This is a genomic window from Actinosynnema sp. NPDC023794, assembly GCF_040639675.1.
Classification (GTDB): domain Bacteria; phylum Actinomycetota; class Actinomycetes; order Mycobacteriales; family Pseudonocardiaceae; genus Actinosynnema; species Actinosynnema luteola.
Genome location: NZ_JBFAFR010000005.1, coordinates 44,968 through 62,311 on the forward strand (window position 1 = coordinate 44,968; position 17,344 = coordinate 62,311).

Genomic DNA, 17,344 nt, shown 5'->3' on the forward strand with positions numbered 1-17,344 from the left:
GGATCAGCGGGTGTAGACCACGCCGAGCCGGTCGACCTCGTCGCCGGCGCGGCCCGTGAAGCCGGCGATGTGCCAGCCCGCGGGCGCGGTGAAGGTGACCTGGTCGGCGGTGGGCGTGCCAGCGGCGACGGTCCGACCGAGGTCGGTGGTGATGCGGACGGAGAAGACGCGGGTGCGGCCGTCGCGTTGGCCTCGGGTGAGCGTGGCCGCCGTCAGGCGCTCGCCGGGCTGGAGGGTGAGCGTGGTCGGGGTGCCGCCGGTGCCGCCGTGTGCGGGCGCGGTGCCGTCGGCGAGGGTGAGGCCGACGCGGTCGAGGCGTGCGCCGCCGCTCAGGGTCACTTCGCGCACCGTCGTGCCGGGGTCCACGGCGTCGACGTCGGTGAACGGTGTGCCGTGCGGGCCGCCGAACTGCTCGCTCAGGCGCAGGTGGGCGGCGAGCCGCCAGGAGAAGCCGACGGCGTGCGGGTAGTGGTCGGACAGCGGTTCGCCGTCCGGGTCGAGGAAGGAGGTGTGGTCGTTGCGGTAGGAGGTGGCGGTGAGGTCGATGTGGGCGTTGTCGCGGTAGAAGACCTTGTCGACGACCTCGCACGTGTCGGTGACGTTCGCCGGGTCGCACACCAGCGCGGGTGCGCCGAGGGTGGGTTCGACGCCTCCCCGGACGCGCTCCACCCAGGCGTCGGTGAGGCCGTTGGCGCGCACGAGGTCGCGGATGTTGTCGCCGGTGCGGGTGTAGCGGGTGTTGGTGTCGCCCATGATGATCACCGCGTTGCCGGCGGAGTTGCGGGTGACGTACTGCGACAGCTGGGTGATGTTCGCGCGGCGGGCGGCCAGGTCGGCGTCCGTGCTGCCGGCGTTGGCGTGGACGTTGTAGAGGTCGACGTGGACGCCTTCGGCCAGGCGGAGGCGGGCGTGGGTGAAGCCCTTGGGCGTGAGGCAGTCCGTGCCGTTGCACTGGTTCCACTTCACCCGCGTGAAGTCGCTGTACGGGTAGGCCGAGAGGGTGTTCAGGCCGTCGCCGAACGGCACTCCCCCGCTGGTCGGCGTGCGGTGCGGGTGGTTGTCGGCGGCGTACAGGGCGGCGTGGTAGTTGAAGTCCTCCTGGACGTTGACCACCGAGTAGTCGCGGATGCGTGCGCCGATGAGCGGCGTGTTCTCCGCCGGGTTCGACCCGGAGAGCGGTTCGGGGAGCCCGGCGACGTTGTACGTCAGCACGGAGAACTGCCCGTTGGTGTCGGCGGACGCGGGGGTGTCGGCGGACGCGGAGGTCGCGGTCAGCGCGGTGGTGGTGGCCGTCGCGAGCACGACGGCGAGCACCAGGCCGAGAGGTCGTCTCACGTCATCGGAGTCTGGCGGTCCCGCTGTCCCGCCGGAAGCCGTGACGCGAAAGTTCCTCAGGTATTCACCCGCTCGGCCGCCCGTGCCCGCCGCACGCCGTCCGCGAGGTGGTCGCGCACCTCGATCAGCGCGTCGATCCGGCTGGTCAGCACGGCGAGCCTGCGTTCGGCGACCGCGACCAGCTCCGGGGCCGGCTCGGCGTTCGCCACGTCGCCGTGCAGGCAGTGCCGGAAGTGGGCGACGTCCTCCAGCGTGAGGCCGTGGTCGAGCAGGTAGCGGATCGCTCGCACGCGCGCGACCGCGTCGGGACCGTAGCGGCGGTAGCCGTTGGACGCCCGTTCGGAGTCGAGGAGGCCCTGCTCCTCGTAGAACCGCAGCGCCCGCGTCGAGGTGCCGGTGGCCCGTGCCAGTTCGCCGATCCGCACCCGTCGCAGGGTAGTCACCCGACCAGCGCGCCGCCGTCGACGGGCAGCACCACGCCGGTCGTGTACGCGGCTTCGGGACGGGCGAGTTGGATCACCCAGAACGCGACCTCGTCCGGTTGCCCGACCCGACCCAGCGGCACGTGGGCGATCAGCGCTGCGCGCCGTGCCTCGTCGTGCTGCATCGGCGTCGCGATCGGACCCGGCGCGACGGCCACCACCCGCACGCCGCGCGGCGCGTACTGCACGGCCCAGCTCCTGGTCAGGGAGTCCAGCGCTGACTTCAGCGCCGCGTACAGCTCACCGCCGGGCATCGGCCAGCCGCGCTGACCGATGGCCGTGCTGACGTTGACCACGACGCCGCGCGTGTCCTCCAGGTGCGGCAGGGCTGCCTCGACCAGGCGGATCGGGGCGACCAGGTTGGTGGCGACCACCCCATCGCCGGAGGGGACGGCGGCGTTGTTGACCAGCACGTCGAGCCGGCCGAACTCGGTGACGGCGGCGTCGACCACCCGTTCGGCGGCGGAGACGTCGGCGGTGAACGGGCGGATCCCGGGGTGGTCGGCGGCGGTCTCGGCCAGGGTCGCGGCAGTCCTTCCGACGGCGAGCACGGACGCGCCCTGTGCGGCGAACCCGCGTGCGACGGCACGGCCGATCCCCGTGCCCGCGCCCGTCACGACCACTGCCTTGCCGGTGAAGATCGTCATGGGGACCGAACGTAGAGCTTCACGTCCGCGTGAAGGTCAAGCCCGGTCCTGGCGGGCCTCCAGGACGAGGCGGCGTGAGCCGAGGGGCGCGTCGAGGGTGACGTTCAGCGGCACGTCGCGCAGTTCCTGCGTGCACTGGACGCCCGTGGGCGGCGGGTAGTAGGTCGTGACGAGGGTGATCGACACCTGGTCGCCGGACTGGGCGGTCACCTCGGCGCTCGCCGTCCGGCAGCCGCCCGCGATGCCGACGACCTGGACCGTGCGGCCGTCCGCCGACGTCCACGCCTGTTGTTTGTAGTGGTCGGGCAGCGTGCCGCCGTCGACCTGGGCGGCCGACACCTCGGTCGACCCGCCGGCCAGCGGCGCGGCGCTGGTCTGCGGCGGCGGTGCGGTCGGTTGGGCGTCGCCGGGGGATGACAACGTTGTCGGAGCAGACGACGAACCTGTCGTGGTGACCGCCGTGGACGACTCGCCGGGCGGGGCGCTGTCGGTGGTGGTGCCGCACCCCGCGAGCGCGAGCACGGAGAAGGCGACGGCGACCTTGACGTTCCTCATAGCTGGAGGACGGTACTCGGGGTCGAGAGGTTGCAAGTGGGCGATGCCCGGCCGACCGGGGGCAGGCCGACCGGGCACCGGAGGGGATTACTTCTGGTCCTGTCGGGTGCTCAGGACGACCGTGCGGTCACCGAGCGGCGCGTCGAGCTTCGCGGTCAGCGGCGGGTAGCGGATGTCCATCGTGCAGACCGGCTGGTCGAGCGGCGTGGTCTCGACCAGCACCACCTTCACCACCTGGGCGTTCTGCTCGGCGATCTCGACGCTCGCCTTGCCGCAGCCGGCTTCCTGGGCGATGACGCCGAGCACGCTGCCGTCACCCTCGGTCCAGGTGGTGGTGGGGTTGCCCTCGGGGACGGCAGCCGCGTCGATCCGGTTCTCGGGCACTTCGTTGCCGCCCGGCGGCACGGCGCTCTCGAACTCCGGTTCCTCGACACTGGGCGAGGTCGGTTCGGCCGAGGTGGTCAACGTCGGCCCACCGTTGCCCGGACCGACGGGCGTGGACGTTGCGCAGGCGGCGAGCACGACCAGCAGCACACCCGCGCCGATAGCGGTTCCAAGGCTTCTCATGTCCTCAGGACGGACCGACCACCCCTCCCGGTTGCCCACCCTTCTTCACAGTTACCCAATCCAGTGAACCCGCGTGTCGAACACTCAGGACCCGCGTGTCGAACACTCAGGACCCCTGAATTCAACGCTCAGCGCCCTGGGTGATCGACGTGAGCGTTGAACTCGGGGTACCTGAACGTTCGACACGCGGGCGCTCAACGTTCGACACGCGGGTTAGCGGAGGGCTTGGTTCAGGCCCGTGATGGCGTGGCGGAGGGCGGCCAGGCGGGGTTCGGAGGCCAGGCCCGCGTGGTACAGGTGGAACTCCTGGACGCCGGCCTCCGCGTAGGCCAGCCACTCCTTCAGCAGCTCGTCGCCGTCCACCGGCTTCGGCGGCAGGGCCAGCACGTACGCGGCAGTGCGCACGTCGGTTTCCGCGCGCAAGGCGCGGATCGCGGGCAGTGACGCGTCCACGCCCGGCCAGCACGTCACCGTCAGCACGTCGACGTCGGCGTCCACTCCCCCGGCCACAGTCGCGAACGGTCCGGTGCCCCACGGGTCGGCCGTCGCGTGCGCGGCGATGCGCGTGCCCGGCGACGTCGACCTGATCAACCCCACGAGCTCGCGCCGCAGCGAACGGGAGAGGTCGGTGCGCACCTCGCGGACGGAAGCAGCACGGTCGCCGAGAGCCTCCTCCACGCTGGTGACAGCGTTGTCGACCCCCTCACGAACCAGCGCGCGCAACCCCTCGGGGTCGTCATGACGCCGCACGCAAGCCCCGCAGAAGCACAGCGACAGCAGCTTCTGCTGCACGGCCGACCAGTCCGCGCCGTCGGTCTTCTCGTGGTGCCCGCCGTGGAAGAACCCCAGCGGCCCGCACGCCTCCAGCACGATCCCGTCCGGCCGCCCGAGCGCGAGCACCTCGGACACCAACGTCCGGGCGTACTCGACCACGTCGTCGTTCGACGGGCACAGCGCGTACGGGTACAGGTCACCGAAAGCGTTACGCACCGCCACGTCCGGATGAGCGTCGCCCAGCCGACTGCTGTGCGTCAGCACGGTCCACGCGTACACCGGCAGCCCGGCCGCCCGCAAAGCGCCGGACGCCTCACCATAGGAGTCCGAGCTGTCCATCCAGGACGGCGAAGCCGGCACCAACCGCTTGCCCCGCCACGCCTCCTCCCTCACCGGCAGGTAGAACGCCGCGTGCCGCGCGTCCACCATCCGGTGCGAGGGGTGGAACGGCGTCGCGGCCCGCACCGTGTGGTAGGACGCGGCGAGGGCCACCGCGTCCACACCCAACGACGCGACCCGTTCGACAGCGGACGGGTCGCCTACGACATCCCAGGGGTACACGTGCGCAACGGTGGTCACCACCGGGGGCGCTTCCTCTCGTAGGACGGGTCGTGCTTCTGCATGTAACCGGTGTCGTCGCGCTGCACGAGGCCGCACGTCCGGTAGTTCTCCGCCAGCCGCGCCAACGCGTCGCGGTCCAGCTCGACGCCCAGCCCGGGCGTGGTCGGCACCGGGATGGCGCCGTCCACGAACGTGAACGGCGTGGTGATCACGTCGTCCGCGACGTTCCACGGGTAGTGCGTGTCGCACGCGTAGTTCAGGTTCGGCGTGGACGCGGCGAGGTGCGTCATCGCGGCCAGGCTGATGCCCAGGTGCGAGTTGGAGTGCATGGACAGGCCGATGCCGAACGTCCGGCAGATCCCGGCCAGCTCCTTCGACCGCGACAGGCCGCCCCAGTAGTGGTGGTCGGACAGGATGACCTGCACCGCGTCCACCTCCACCGATCGGGCGATGTGCTCGAACGCGATCACGCACATGTTCGTCGCCAACGGCATCGGCGCGCGTGCCGCGACCTCCGCCATCCCGTCGATCTCCGGCGCGGGGTCCTCCAGGTACTCGACCACGCCGTCGAGCTCCTCGGCGACCTTCAACGACGTCTCCGGCGTCCACGCCGCGTTGGGGTCCAGCCGCAGCGGGTGGTCGGGGAACGCCTCGCGCAGCGCGTGGATCGCCTCGATCTCCTGGTCGGGCGGGTACACGCCGCCCTTGAGCTTGATCGAGCCGAACCCGTGCCGCTCGATGAGCAGCCGGGCCTGCGCCACGATGCCCGCCGGGTCGAGCGCCTCGCCGAACTCGTCCGGCTCCGCGCCGGGGTGGCCGGCCCACTTGTAGAACAGGTACGCGCTGTACGGCACGGCGTCCCGCACGGCGCCGCCGAGCAGGTCGCTCACCGGGCGGCCGAGGGCCTTGCCCCGGATGTCCCAGCACGCCACCTCGAACGGCGAGAACACCCGGTCCACAGTGGACTCGACGGTCAGCGGCCCGGTCAGCCCGTGCCGGTCCGACCCCGCCTCGCCGCCGAGCGACGTCGCGATCCGGGAGTGCATCTCGTTCAACGCGTGCACGTCCAGGCCGATCAACGCGGGTGCGGCCGTGCGCATCCGGGTGAGGTGGCCGATGTCGCCGTAGCTCTCGCCGAGCCCGGAGATCCCCTCGTCGGTGTGCACCTCCACGATGGTGCGCAGCGCCCAGGGCTCGTGCACGCCGACCGAGTTCAGCAGCGGCGGGTCGCGGAAGGCGACGGGGGTGATGGTGATGTCGGTGATCTTCATGCGGACAGGCTCCGACCGGCCGCGACGACCTTCTCCAGCTCCGCCACGTGCTCGGGCGTCGGGTCGAGCAGCGGCGCGCGGACGCCGCCGACGTCGAGCCCGGTGGCCCGCACGGCCGCCTTCACCAGTGACACCGCGTAGCCGGGCACCTTGTCGCGCAACTCGACCAGCGGCTTGTAGAACTCCACCAGGTACCGGTTGGCCAACGCGTCGTCACCGTTGCGCACGGCGTGGTAGAAGCCGAGCGAGATCTCCGGCGCGAAGCAGAACACCGCGGACGAGTACAGGTCCACGCCGATGCCCCGGTACGCCGGCACGGTCAGCTCCGCGGTCGGCAGGCCGTTGAAGAACTGGAACGGCTTGTCGATCGCCGAGCGCACCGCGAGCACGATGCGGTGCAGCAGGTCGATGTCGCCGAGCCCGTCCTTGAACCCGACCACGGTCGGCAGCGACGCGACCTCCACCGCCGTCTCCGGCGTGAAGATCGCGTTGTTGCGCTGGTAGACGATCAGCGCCAACTCCGATGCGCCCGCCACCTCCGTCACGTACCTGACCAGCCCCTTCGGCGGGTTGGTCACCAGGTACGGCGGCAGCAGCAGCAAACCGTCGGCGCCGACCCGTTCGGCGGCCCGCGCGATCCGCTTGGCCGTCGGCAACGGGCCGCCGACACCCGCGAACACCGGCACCCGCCCGGCGGTCGCCTCGACCGCGACCGCCACCGCCCGCTCGACCTCCGACGGCTCCAACGCGTGGAACTCGCCTGTGCCGCACGCGATGAACACGCCGCCCGCGCCCGCCGCCACCCCTCGTTCGACGTGCTCGGCCAGCACGTCCTCCGCGAGCGCGCCGTCCGCGTCGAACGGCGTCACCGGGAAGAACAGCACCCCATCCAGTTGCATACCCAGACCTTCATCCCTTGATCGCTCCCGTGGTGATCCCACGCAGGAAGGACTTGTGCGTTTCCTCGCGCGGCAGCGCGCAGGCGGCGAGCGCGCTGACGGCGAAGTGGAGCAGCAGGGGCACCATCGGCGCTGATGAGCGAGTCCCCGCCGACGTGACAATGGTTCGGGTGTGGTCCGTGGGGCGACCCCGATGGCGGGATCGCCCCACGGGGTGGGCCGCGACGGCACCGCCGCCACTGGCCGTCGCCCCCACGTCCAAGGCGGTGTCGACCGGTGTCACCGGGACACCCTGAGCGAATGGACGGCCCGAGTCCAGGAGTTGCGCAACCCGGGCCGTTCGCGGGAATTCACCGGTTCGGCGGATGCCGTCGTTCCGGCGGGGTCTGCCTCGACGCGGAGCCGCGCGCCGGGAGACTCGGTGCGGACCTCGGGCGACCTCGGCGCGCGGCGCGTTCGGACCGCGGGCGGCGCGTGGCGGTGCGCCGCTCCGTCGGACGGCCGGTAGCCGCAGGTCGGGTGCGTGATCGGACCCGCAACGGTCACTACAGCGACGGCCGTGGCGCACCGGCGGGAGAGTGTCATGGACGGCGACTCCTGTTCACGGCCATACTGTTCATATATATGAATCGGGGTCGTACTTGTGAACGTGTTGGGCGGACTGTAAGAATCGGCGCAGCGACGTGTCAAGAGCGTGTTGCCGGAACGTTTCCCGTGGAGGACTTGGTGACTGGACCCGCGTCACCCGCTCGGCCGAACGCGGTCAAGTCGGCCGATCGGACTGTGGAACTGCTCGAAGTGCTGTCGGCGTCGGACCGCCCGCTGACCCTGACCGAACTGCACCGCGAGCTGAGCTACCCGAAGTCGAGCCTCTACATGCTGTTGCAGACGCTCGTCGCCAGGGGGTGGGTGGAGCTCGACCCCACCCGCGGCACGTACGGCATCGGCGTGCGCGCCCTGCTCGTCGGAACGTCGTACCTCGACCACGACCCGGTGGTGCAGGTCGCCATCCGCGTCATGGAGCAGGTGCGCCGGGAGATCAACGAGACGGTCCACCTGGCCCGCCTCGACGGCGCCGACGTGGTCTACCTCGCCAGCCGCGAGTCCGAGCACCACCTGCGCGTGGTGTCCCGCGTCGGACGGCGGCTGCCCGCGCACTCCACGTCGCTGGGCAAGGCGCTGCTCGCCGCCCGCACGCCCGCCGAGGTCGACGCGATCCTGCCCGCGCGGCTGACGCCGTTGACCCCGAACACGATCATCGAACGCCCGGCGCTGCACGCCCAGCTCGCGGGGTTCCGCGCGGTCGGGTACGCGCACGAGCGCGAGGAGAACACGCCGGGCCTGGGGTGCTTCGCCGTCGCCCTGCCCTACCGCAACCCGGTGCTCGACGCGATGAGCTGCTCGGTGCCGCTGGGTCGGCTCGACCCGGACCACGAGCGCCAGGTCGTCGAAGCGCTGCTGCACGCGGCCCGCACCATCACCGAACTGCTGCGCCAGTTCGGCCGCTGATTCCTGTTCCGATTCCGAAAGGGCTCGACGTGACCGAGCGAATCCTCATCACCGGCGCCGCCGGCATAGTCGGCACGCTCATGCGCACCCGACTGGCCGCGCCGGACCGGACCTTGCGCCTGCTCGACATCGCGCCGCTGCCGGCCGCCGCCGACGGTGAACGGGTCGAGCTGGTCACGGCGTCGGTGACCGACCAGGCCGCGATGGAGGAGGCGTGCGCGGGCGTCGACGCGGTGATCCACCTCGGTGGGCACAGCCTGGAGCGGCCGTGGGCGGAGATCCTGGACGTCAACATCAACGGCACGCACGTGGTGCTGGAGGCGGCGCGGCGGGCCGGGGTGTCCCGGGTGGTGCTGGCCAGCTCCAACCACGCGGTCGGGTACTACGAGCGCGCGTCGGGCGAGGCGGGCGACTACCTGTTCCCGCAGCCGGACACGTACTACGGCGTGAGCAAGGTGGCGTTGGAGGCGTTGGGCAGCCTGTACGCGTCGCGGTACGGGATGGACGTGATCGCGGTCCGGATCGGGTCGTGCTTCGAGAAGCCGCGTGACGCGCGGATGTTGTCGACGTGGCTGTCGCCGGACGACGGCGCGCGGCTGTTCGAGGCGTGCCTGTCGGCGCCGTCGCCGGGGTTCCGGGTGGTGTGGGGCGTTTCGGACAACACGCGGCGGTGGTTCTCGCTGAGCGAGGCGGAGGCGTTGGGCTACAAGTCCGCCGACGACTCCGAGGTGTTCGCGGAGGAGGCCCTGGCCGCGGGCTCGCCGGATCCCGATTCGCCGGCCGTGACGCACTTGGGCGGCGTGTGGTGCACGCCCGAGTTCGACACCGCGGTGAAGGAGGCGGGCCGATGAGCGTCCAGGGCTACAACCCGCGGACCGGTGAGCCGGTGGGCGAGGCGGTGCCGGAGACGTCGGACCGCGAGGTGGACGCGCTGGCCCGTGCGGGTGCGGCGGCGTTCCCGGCCTGGTCGTCGTCGCCGGCGGTGGAGCGGGCTTCGGTGCTCGACGCCGTGGCCGACGCCCTGGACGCTTCGGCCGAGGCGCTGGTGGAGCTCGCGGACGCGGAAACGGCGCTGGGCGTGCCGCGGTTGACGGGGGAGCTGAAGCGGACGACGAACCAGTTGCGGCTGTTCGGCGAGGTGCTGCGCGAGGGCAGCTACGTCGAGGCGACGCTGGATTCGGCGGACCCGGGCATCATCCCGCCGCGGCCCGTGCTGCGGCGCATGCTCCGTCCACTGGGGACGGTGGGCGTGTTCGCCGCGTCGAACTTCCCGTTCGCGTTCTCGGTGGCGGGCGGCGACACGGCGTCCGCGCTCGCCGCGGGCTGCCCGGTGATCGTGAAGGCGCACCCGTCGCACCCCGGCACGTCGCGGGAGACGGCGCGGATCGTGGCCTCCGCGGTGCCGGCCGGGGTTTTCGGGATCGTGCACGGCCAGCAGGCCGGCGTGGCGCTGGTCAAGCACCCCGCGATCAAGGCGGTCGGCTTCACCGGCTCCACCGCGGGCGGTCGCGCCCTGTACGACCTGGCCGGCGCCCGGCCCGACCCGATCCCGTTCTACGGCGAGCTGGGCAGCGTCAACCCGACCGTGGTCCTGCCCGACGCCGCCGCCGCGCGGCCCGAGGGCTTCGCGGCCGAGTTCGTCGGCTCCCTGACCATGGGCGTGGGCCAGTTCTGCACCAACCCGGGCCTGCTCTTCGCCCCGGCCTCCCTCGTCCCGGCCTTGGCGGACGCCGTCTCGGCCGCCGCGGGCGGGCCCATGCTGAACGAGCGCATGCGCGACTCGTACCGCTCCGGCACCGACGGCCTGGCCGCTTCCGGCCTGGCCGACCTGGTCGCCGAGGGCACCGCGCCCACCGAGGGCTGGAGCGTCGAACCGCGGCTCTTCCAGGTGCCGCTGGCGACGTTCGCGGACAACCTCGAGAAGCTGACCGAGGAGCACTTCGGCCCGGCGGCGGTCGTGGTGACCTACACCGATCCGGCCGAGCTGGAGCCGGTCCTCCCCCGGCTGCCGGGCACGCTCACCGGCACCGTCCACGCCGCCGAGTCCGAGCACGAGCACGCGGGGCTCGTCGCCGAGGCGCTGCGGCCGGTGGTGGGTCGGCTGATCTTCAACGCCTGGCCGACCGGCGTCGCCGTGGCGTGGGGCATGCACCACGGCGGGCCGTGGCCGGCCACCACCAACCCGCTGCACACGTCCGTCGGGGCCACCTCGATCCGGCGCTGGGTGGCACCGGTGACCTACCAGTCCTGGCCGGACGCCCTGCTGCCCGCCGAGCTGCGTGAGGGCAACCCGTTGGGCATCCCGCGGCGGGTGGACGGGGTCCTCGGGGTCCACTGAGCCGGCTCGGGTCCGCTGCGTTCGGCCGGTTGGTCCGCCTGGTTCGCTCCGCCCGGGTCCACCTGGTTCTCGCGCCTGCGCCCGGTCCATCTGGTTCGTTCGCTGAGCGGTAGCGGTCCCCGGGGATGTTTCCCGGGGACCGCGGTGTTGGGGCGGGCGGCGGGCCGGACGGGGGTTGGCCGGGCCTCCTCTTCGTTTCAACCGACGTTTCAGGGTTTCGAAAACGGCGTTTTGTTTGATGGGATGTTCTGGATTCACCCGATCGTGGATCGGATGATCATGGTGGGCTTGGTCAGGATAAGGGGGATCGGGTAGGGCTGCCAGTTGGAAGTTCGCTGGTCAGGCACCCAGTCGGGTGGCTTTGGGGTGAGCAGGCTCGGCGCGGGCGGTGAAGGTGGTGAGGTGGTCGGCGGTTGGGGGTTGGGTGTTGAGGGAGGTCGCTTCGCGGAAGCGGCGTTCGACGGCAGACCGGGCCGGTGGGGGTGTGTCGGCGGAGGCTTTCAGGGCCAGGTCGGTGACGGTGGCCAGGGCTTCGGCGGCGTGCACCGCCAGTTGGCACAGCTTGCGTCTCGCCCGGTCCGGTTCCCAGTCCACGGCGGCGACCGCGTCGGCGTGCAGCACGCGCACCGCGTCCGCGCGCAGGCGCATGCGGATCAGGTCGAAGGCGCCGATGTGCGACGCGACCGCGTCGATGGCTCCGCACATGACGCCCAACGCCACCGACGCGCCCAGCACGACGTGCCAAGGCAGCACGTGGTGCACGACGGTGTCGAAGGACTGACCGTCCGAACCCAGCAGGCAGTCCGCCGGCACGTGGGCCGGATCCGCCCAGACGGTGGTGGTGGAAGTGCCGCGCAGGCCGATGCCGGGGACGTTCGCGGGGACCGACAAGCCCGGGGCGTTCGCCGGAACGTGCCACAACGTGGTGGTGCCGTGGGCGGCGAGGGGCCCGCTCGACCAGACGTAGCTGTCGGCCTCCCCCGCCGCCACGACACCGCTCTTGCGATCACGCAGGTCCACCACGTCACCACGACGCGAAGCCGTGCCCGACGGCAGCAGGAAGTGCGACCCCGGCGTGAAGACCGCCACCGTGCTCAGGTGCCCGCCGGCCGCGACCGCCGCCCGCACCGCCCGGTCGCCCAGGCGATCCACCGCCGTCGCCGCCGCGAAGTGCGGACGCAGCACCGCACCCGTGCTGCCGCACGCCGCCGCGACCCGCTCGACCACGTCCGACGCCTCGGCCAACCCGCACCCGCGCCCGCCGACCGCACGGGACATCGTCATGCCGAGCAGCCCGCCCAACGCCGTGACCGACGCCCTGGGGAAGGCACCGTCGCGGTCGACGGAGGAAGCGGCGGGCGCGACCACGCCGCGGACGATCCGGTCCAGGCCGACGGACATCCGAGCCTCCGACTCAGGTGGGCGGGTACAGGGAGTACGACGGGAAGTTGCCGTAGAGCCGTTCGCCGGGCGGGCCTTCGGTGACGGCGTGCACCAGCAACGGGCCGCCGACGAACGCGCCGCGCCACGACGCCCCGCGCCCGCCGAACACCTCGGCGCGGTCACCGCGTGAGCGCGCCTTGTTGTGGCCGAACTTGAACGCGTTCACCTCACCGGCCAGCCGACGGGCGACCGCCTCGTCGTCGCACGACAGCGACGCCACCAGCGCGCCGTTGCTCGCGTTCATCGCCGCCAGCAGCTCGGCTTCCGTGTCGACCAGCACGATCGTGTCCACCGGTCCGAACGGCTCGGCGTGGTGCAGCGGCGAGGACGGCGGCGGCGCCAGGATCGCGACCGGCGCGAAGTACGCCGACGTCTGCTGGTCGGGCAGGAACCGGCCGGAGTCCGACGAGCCCCGGTAGAGCGGCACGCCGCCCTTGGTGATCGCCTCGTCGACGACGTCGGCCAGGTCCTTGGCCTTGGCGTCGGTGATCAGCGGGCCGAAGTCGAGGTCCGGCAGGTCGTCGTCGGGTGACGCGACGGCCAGCGGGTGGCCGAAGGTGACCTCGCGGACCGCTTCCAGGTACACCGAGAGGAACGAGTCGAACAACGACCGCTGGACCACGTACCGCGGGTAGGCGGTGCAGCGCTGCTTGGCGTAGTCGAACGACTTGCGCAGCTGCGGGCGCAACGCCTGCCAGTCGCTGAACTCCCAGACGCCCCAGCAGTTCAGCCCTTCCTGTTCCAGGACGTGCCGCTGGGTGGCGTCGAGGCCGGTGACGATCTCGCCGCCCGCGCCGCGCCCGCCGACGAACGACAGGCAGCCGATGTCCGGCGAGCCGACCAGCGCCGGCGACAGGTCGCGCCCGCCGCCGCTGACCAGGGTGAGCGGCAGGCCGTGCCGCACGGCGAGGGCGCACGCCAGGGTCAGGCAGCTGACGCCGCCGTCGGTGGGCGCCTTGGCGATGACCGCGTTGCCCGCCAGCGCCTGCACGAGCATCGCGTGCATCAGCACGCTCATCGGGTAGTTCCAGCTGGCGATGTTGCTGACCGGGCCGTGCAGCGGCGTGCGGCCGTGGAGCATGGGGTCGACCTGCTCGACGTACCACTCGACGCCTTCGAGGCACCGGTCGACGTCGGCGGCCGCCAGCCGCCACGGCTTGCCGATCTCCCACACCAGCAGCAGCGCGAGCAGGTCGCGGTGGGCGTGCAGGTCGGCCAGCGCCGCGAGCGTGCGGGCCTTGCGCTCCTTCAACGGCACGGCGGCCCACGCGCGGTGCTGCTCGACGGCCGCCGCGACGGCGTGCGAAGCCTGTGCGGCGTCGAGGCGAGGTGGTCCGGCGATGGTGGAGCCGTCCACGGGCGAGGTGGCCTGGCCGGGTGTGCCGGTGCGCTGCCACGTGCCGTCGACGAGGTTGAGCAGCCGGTCGCGGTGGAACGCCTCGGGCGCGGCCTTGGCGCACCGGTCGTACAGCTCGGGCCACGAGGTGCCCGGCTTGAGGATCGGGGACATGTCGGTCCTCTCAGCTAGCGGCGGTGAGTGCCTTGCGCCCCAACAGGTCGATCGCGGCGTACACGCTGCGCAGGGTGGGCGCGGCGACGCCGGTGAGCCGGGCGATCTCGACGACCGCGCCGATGATCGCGTCGGTCTCCAGCGCCTTGCCCGCTTCGAGGTCCTGGAGCATCGACGTCTTGTGGTGGCCGACGCGGTGGGCGCCGTCGATGCGCTTCTCGATGGAGACGCGGGGGTGGCAGCCGACGGCGCGGGCGACCGCGATGGTCTCGGCCATCATGAGGGCGACGAGCTCGCGGGTGTCGCGGTGCTCGCACATCTCGGCCATGGTGGCGCGGGTGAGCGCGCTGAGCGGGTTGAACGCGACGTTGCCCATCAGCTTGACCCAGATGTCGTCGCGCAGGTCCGGTTCGATGGGCGCTTTGAGGCCGCCGGCGACCATCGCTTCGCTGAGGTCCGCGCAGCGCTTGGAGGCGGTGCGGTCGGGTTCGCCGAGGGCGAAGCGGGTGCCCTCGACGTGCCGGATGACGCCCGGCGCCTCGATCTCGGTGGAGCAGTAGACGACGCACCCGATCGCGCGCCGGGTGTCGAGGACGGCGCTGACGCTGCCGCCCGGGTCGACGGCCTCGACGCGGGCGCCTTCGAGGGGGTGGCCGGCGAGCCCGTGGAAGTACCACCACGGGATGCCGTTCTGCGCGGCCACGACGGCGGTGTCCGGGCCGAGCAGGGGTGTGATGAGCGGGCCGCAGGCGGCGTACTGGTGCGCTTTGAGCCCGAGGACCACGTAGTCGACGTGGCCGATGTCGGCCGGGTCGTCGGTGGCGTGCGGCGCGGCGGTGAAGTCGCCGCGAGGGCTGTGGACCCGGACACCGTGGCGGCGCATGGCTTCCAGGTGCGATCCTCGTGCGACGAGGTGCACCTCCACCCCGGCGCGGTGCAGCGCCGCGCCGGCATAAGCGCCGATGGCCCCGGCCCCGAGAACTGCGACTTTCATGACGTCCCTCGCCTTCGCGATGATTGCATACAGTATGTTGTATGAACTACGAGAGCGATAGCCCAACCGGGCGGCCGATGTGCCACGAAATGACGTCCACCCGGCCGGGTGACTTCAGATTGCTTTTTGCATACGAAAATCTGTATGCTGAAGATCGGGCATTCCCGACACCTGCCCGAGGAGGCGACCGTGAGCCAGCCCAACGCGCCGCTGATCGGCGCGGGAACCACCCGTCGCGCGGCCCGCGAATCGCTGAGCGGCGCCGCTTCCCGCAAGGTCGAGCGGCCCGCCCCGTTGCGCCAGGCCGTCTACGAGGCCCTGCTCGACCTGATCGTCAACCGTACCCTCAAGCCCGGTCAGCACCTCGTCGAGATCGACCTGGCCGAGCACCTGGGCGTGAGCCGCCAGCCGGTGCGCGAGGCGTTGCAGCGCCTGCAGACCGAGGGCTGGGTCGACCTGCGCCCGGCACAGGGCGCGTTCGTGCACACGCCGACCGACGAAGAGGCAGACCAGCTCCTCTCCGTGCGCAACGTCCTGGAGACGCACTCCGCGAAGCTCGCCGCCGAGCACGCCACGGCCGAGGACGTCGCCGAGCTCAAGGCGCTGCAGCGCGAGGGCGTCGAGGCGCTGAAGCAGAAGGACGTGGAACGGGTCGTCGCGGCCAACGCCGCCCTGCACGCGCGCATCACCCGGTTGTCCGGCAACGCCGTGCTGGCGGAGATGATCGCCACCGTCGACCGGCGGGTCCGCTGGTACTACGCGCCGCTGGCGCTGACCCGCGGCAAGGACGCGTGGAACGAGCACGCCGAGCTGATCAAGGCGATCGCCGAGGGCGACCCCGAGGCCGCCGGCCGGGTGATGAACCAGCACACCGAGCGCACCCGGACGGCCTACCGCGCCCACATCGAGGGCAGCGAGGGCCGCTGAGAGTGACGGGGCCCACCACCCCGCGCCCCGAACCGGAGCACCGGATCCCTGGTCAAGCCACCTGAATCGAGTACAGGTGACGACCCTCACGCTTCGGGTGTTTTGTATACGATAGTCTGTATTCTGGATGTAGCACCTCCAGTCGGCACACCTGGTGCACGTGCGGTCCACTGGATCGCGGAGCCGCTCCGCGATGGCGCGGGCGGGCTCCGAGGAACGCTCGAACCCGAGAATGAGCAAGGAAGGACGCGAACCACATGAGCACAGGCATGCCCGGGTGGCAGCAGCTCAAGAACGCCCTGACCCGTCCCGCCGGGTTCTCCGCCGACGGCAGGCGCATCGGCCTCGGCCTGGACACCGCGATGGACGCCCGGCGCCAGGAGACCGACCACGCCGTCGCGGACATCGAGCAGTACGCGAACGACCGGCGCAGCAAGGGCGAAGAGACCACCACCGTCTCCTGACGGCCCTGATCAGGCCCGACGAGGGAGCCGGACGAAGCCCGCAGCAACGCCCGGCTCCCCGGCTCACGACCCGGCTGCGCCCTCCCGCCGCACGTCCCGCTCGGCCCGCACCCGGGCCTGGCGCGACGCCAGCAGGCTCGCCGCGGTCGTGATCAGCAGCACCACGACGATGACCCCGAGGGACAGCAGGATCGGGATCTCCGGCGCCCAGTCGACGCCGTGGTGGTGCAGTGCTTCGAGGATCAGCTTCACCCCGATGAACGCGAGGATCACCGCGAGCCCCTTGCCGAGGTGGACCAACCGGTCGAGCAGGCCGCCGACCAGGAAGAACAGCTGGCGCAACCCCATCAGCGCGAACGCGTTGGCGGTGAGCACCAGGTAGGGCTCCTTGGTCAGGCCGAAGATCGCCGGGATCGAGTCCACCGCGAACAGCAGGTCCGTGGTGCCGACCGCGACCATCACGATGAGCATCGGCGTGACCACCCGCCGCCCGTCCACGCGGGTGGTCAACGCCGCGCCGTCGTACCGCGGGGAGGTCGGCAGCACGCGGCGCACCGCGCGCAGCGCCGCGTTCTCGTGGAACTCGCCCTCGTCGTCGCCCGGCCCCTCCTTCAGCAGCTTCCAGGCGGTGAAGATCAGGAACGCGCCGAAGACGTAGAACAGCCAGTCGAACCGGGCGATCGCCCCGGCGCCGAGCGCGATGAACACCGCCCGCAGCAGCAGGGCCAGCACCACGCCGACGACCAGGACCTTCTGCCGGTACTCGCGCGGCACCGCGAACCGACCCATGATCAGCACGAACACGAACAGGTTGTCCACGCTGAGCGAGTACTCGGTGATCCACCCGGCGAAGAACTCGCCGCCGTACCGAGGACCCGCGAACGCGAGCACGCCGAGCCCGAACAGCACGGCCAGCCCGACGTACGCCGAGACCGACACCAGCGATTCGGAGAACGACGGGTCGCGCGGGTTGCGCGCCACGAGGTAGAAGTCGAACGCGATCACCGCGGCGATCCCGATCAACGTCGCGATCCAGACCCAGGTGGGGAGAACCATCTGTGCGAGCCC

At 71.7% G+C, this 17,344-nt stretch carries 17 protein-coding genes; 5 read left to right on the plus strand and 12 right to left on the minus strand.

From position 1 onward, the window contains the following. Positions 1–3: 3 nt before the first annotated feature. The 8 genes from AB0H12_RS13875 to AB0H12_RS13910 form a co-directional block, all read right to left on the minus strand. Positions 4–1,335 carry a jacalin-like lectin gene (locus tag AB0H12_RS13875; RefSeq protein ID WP_499623239.1) on the minus strand — a complete coding sequence of 444 codons (1,332 nt, stop codon included), beginning with the start codon at positions 1,333–1,335 and terminating at the stop codon, positions 4–6. Between the two features lie 56 nt (positions 1,336–1,391). After that, on the minus strand, positions 1,392–1,760 hold the full coding sequence (locus AB0H12_RS13880; RefSeq protein ID WP_498773998.1) for a MerR family transcriptional regulator: 369 nt from the start codon (positions 1,758–1,760) through the stop codon (positions 1,392–1,394). A gap of 14 nt (positions 1,761–1,774) precedes the next feature. Continuing rightward, positions 1,775–2,464, minus strand: a complete 690-nt coding sequence (locus tag AB0H12_RS13885; protein ID WP_499623240.1) for an SDR family NAD(P)-dependent oxidoreductase — start codon at positions 2,462–2,464, stop codon at positions 1,775–1,777. Positions 2,465–2,500: 36 nt separating this feature from the next. Next, a complete protein-coding gene (locus tag AB0H12_RS13890; RefSeq protein ID WP_499623242.1) occupies positions 2,501–3,019 on the minus strand; it encodes a hypothetical protein in 519 nt (172 codons plus the stop codon). An 87-nt stretch (positions 3,020–3,106) separates the two neighbouring features. Continuing rightward, positions 3,107–3,586 (minus strand): hypothetical protein, encoded by a 480-nt coding sequence (locus AB0H12_RS13895; RefSeq protein ID WP_499623243.1) that lies wholly within the window; start codon positions 3,584–3,586, stop codon positions 3,107–3,109. 213 nt (positions 3,587–3,799) lie between these two features. Next, positions 3,800–4,921 (minus strand): hypothetical protein, encoded by a 1,122-nt coding sequence (locus AB0H12_RS13900; protein ID WP_499623244.1) that lies wholly within the window; start codon positions 4,919–4,921, stop codon positions 3,800–3,802. A gap of 14 nt (positions 4,922–4,935) precedes the next feature. Continuing rightward, positions 4,936–6,192, minus strand: coding sequence for a glucarate dehydratase family protein (locus AB0H12_RS13905; RefSeq protein WP_499623246.1), 1,257 nt, complete (start codon positions 6,190–6,192; stop codon positions 4,936–4,938). Next, positions 6,189–7,091 (minus strand): 5-dehydro-4-deoxyglucarate dehydratase, encoded by a 903-nt coding sequence (locus AB0H12_RS13910; RefSeq protein WP_499623247.1) that lies wholly within the window; start codon positions 7,089–7,091, stop codon positions 6,189–6,191. The genes AB0H12_RS13905 and AB0H12_RS13910 overlap by 4 nt, the downstream gene beginning before the upstream one ends. 726 nt (positions 7,092–7,817) lie before the next feature. Between AB0H12_RS13910 and AB0H12_RS13915 the strand changes: the two genes are divergently transcribed. From AB0H12_RS13915 to AB0H12_RS13925, 3 genes are read left to right on the plus strand one after another with little or no spacing between them, the layout of a single operon-like run. Beyond that, the gene (locus AB0H12_RS13915; protein ID WP_073895339.1) at positions 7,818–8,600 is read left to right on the plus strand and encodes an IclR family transcriptional regulator; all 783 of its coding nucleotides are present in this window, start codon (positions 7,818–7,820) and stop codon (positions 8,598–8,600) included. 29 nt (positions 8,601–8,629) lie between these two features. Further along, positions 8,630–9,451: an NAD-dependent epimerase/dehydratase family protein gene (locus AB0H12_RS13920; protein ID WP_499623249.1), complete on the plus strand. Its 822-nt coding sequence runs from the start codon at positions 8,630–8,632 to the stop codon at positions 9,449–9,451. Beyond that, positions 9,448–10,938 (plus strand): aldehyde dehydrogenase (NADP(+)), encoded by a 1,491-nt coding sequence (locus AB0H12_RS13925; protein ID WP_499623251.1) that lies wholly within the window; start codon positions 9,448–9,450, stop codon positions 10,936–10,938. The genes AB0H12_RS13920 and AB0H12_RS13925 overlap by 4 nt, the downstream gene beginning before the upstream one ends. A 339-nt stretch (positions 10,939–11,277) precedes the next feature. Here AB0H12_RS13925 and AB0H12_RS13930 read toward each other — a convergent pair whose 3' ends face one another. From AB0H12_RS13930 to AB0H12_RS13940, 3 genes are read right to left on the minus strand one after another with little or no spacing between them, the layout of a single operon-like run. Then, positions 11,278–12,339 (minus strand): acyl-CoA dehydrogenase family protein, encoded by a 1,062-nt coding sequence (locus AB0H12_RS13930; protein WP_499623253.1) that lies wholly within the window; start codon positions 12,337–12,339, stop codon positions 11,278–11,280. A 13-nt stretch (positions 12,340–12,352) separates the two neighbouring features. Continuing rightward, on the minus strand, positions 12,353–13,891 hold the full coding sequence (locus tag AB0H12_RS13935) for an aldehyde dehydrogenase family protein (RefSeq protein ID WP_499623255.1): 1,539 nt from the start codon (positions 13,889–13,891) through the stop codon (positions 12,353–12,355). A 10-nt stretch (positions 13,892–13,901) separates the two neighbouring features. Further along, a complete protein-coding gene (locus AB0H12_RS13940) occupies positions 13,902–14,885 on the minus strand; it encodes a 2-dehydropantoate 2-reductase (protein ID WP_499623257.1) in 984 nt (327 codons plus the stop codon). A gap of 189 nt (positions 14,886–15,074) precedes the next feature. On the opposite strand from AB0H12_RS13940, the gene AB0H12_RS13945 reads away from it, so the two are divergent. Beyond that, complete coding sequence (locus AB0H12_RS13945; RefSeq protein ID WP_499623258.1) at positions 15,075–15,812, plus strand: GntR family transcriptional regulator; 738 nt, start codon at positions 15,075–15,077, stop codon at positions 15,810–15,812. A gap of 257 nt (positions 15,813–16,069) precedes the next feature. Further along, the gene (locus AB0H12_RS13950) at positions 16,070–16,276 is read left to right on the plus strand and encodes a hypothetical protein (RefSeq protein ID WP_499623260.1); all 207 of its coding nucleotides are present in this window, start codon (positions 16,070–16,072) and stop codon (positions 16,274–16,276) included. Between the two features lie 63 nt (positions 16,277–16,339). Here AB0H12_RS13950 and AB0H12_RS13955 read toward each other — a convergent pair whose 3' ends face one another. Further along, positions 16,340–17,332 (minus strand): TerC family protein, encoded by a 993-nt coding sequence (locus AB0H12_RS13955; RefSeq protein ID WP_499623261.1) that lies wholly within the window; start codon positions 17,330–17,332, stop codon positions 16,340–16,342. Positions 17,333–17,344 lie beyond the last annotated feature (12 nt).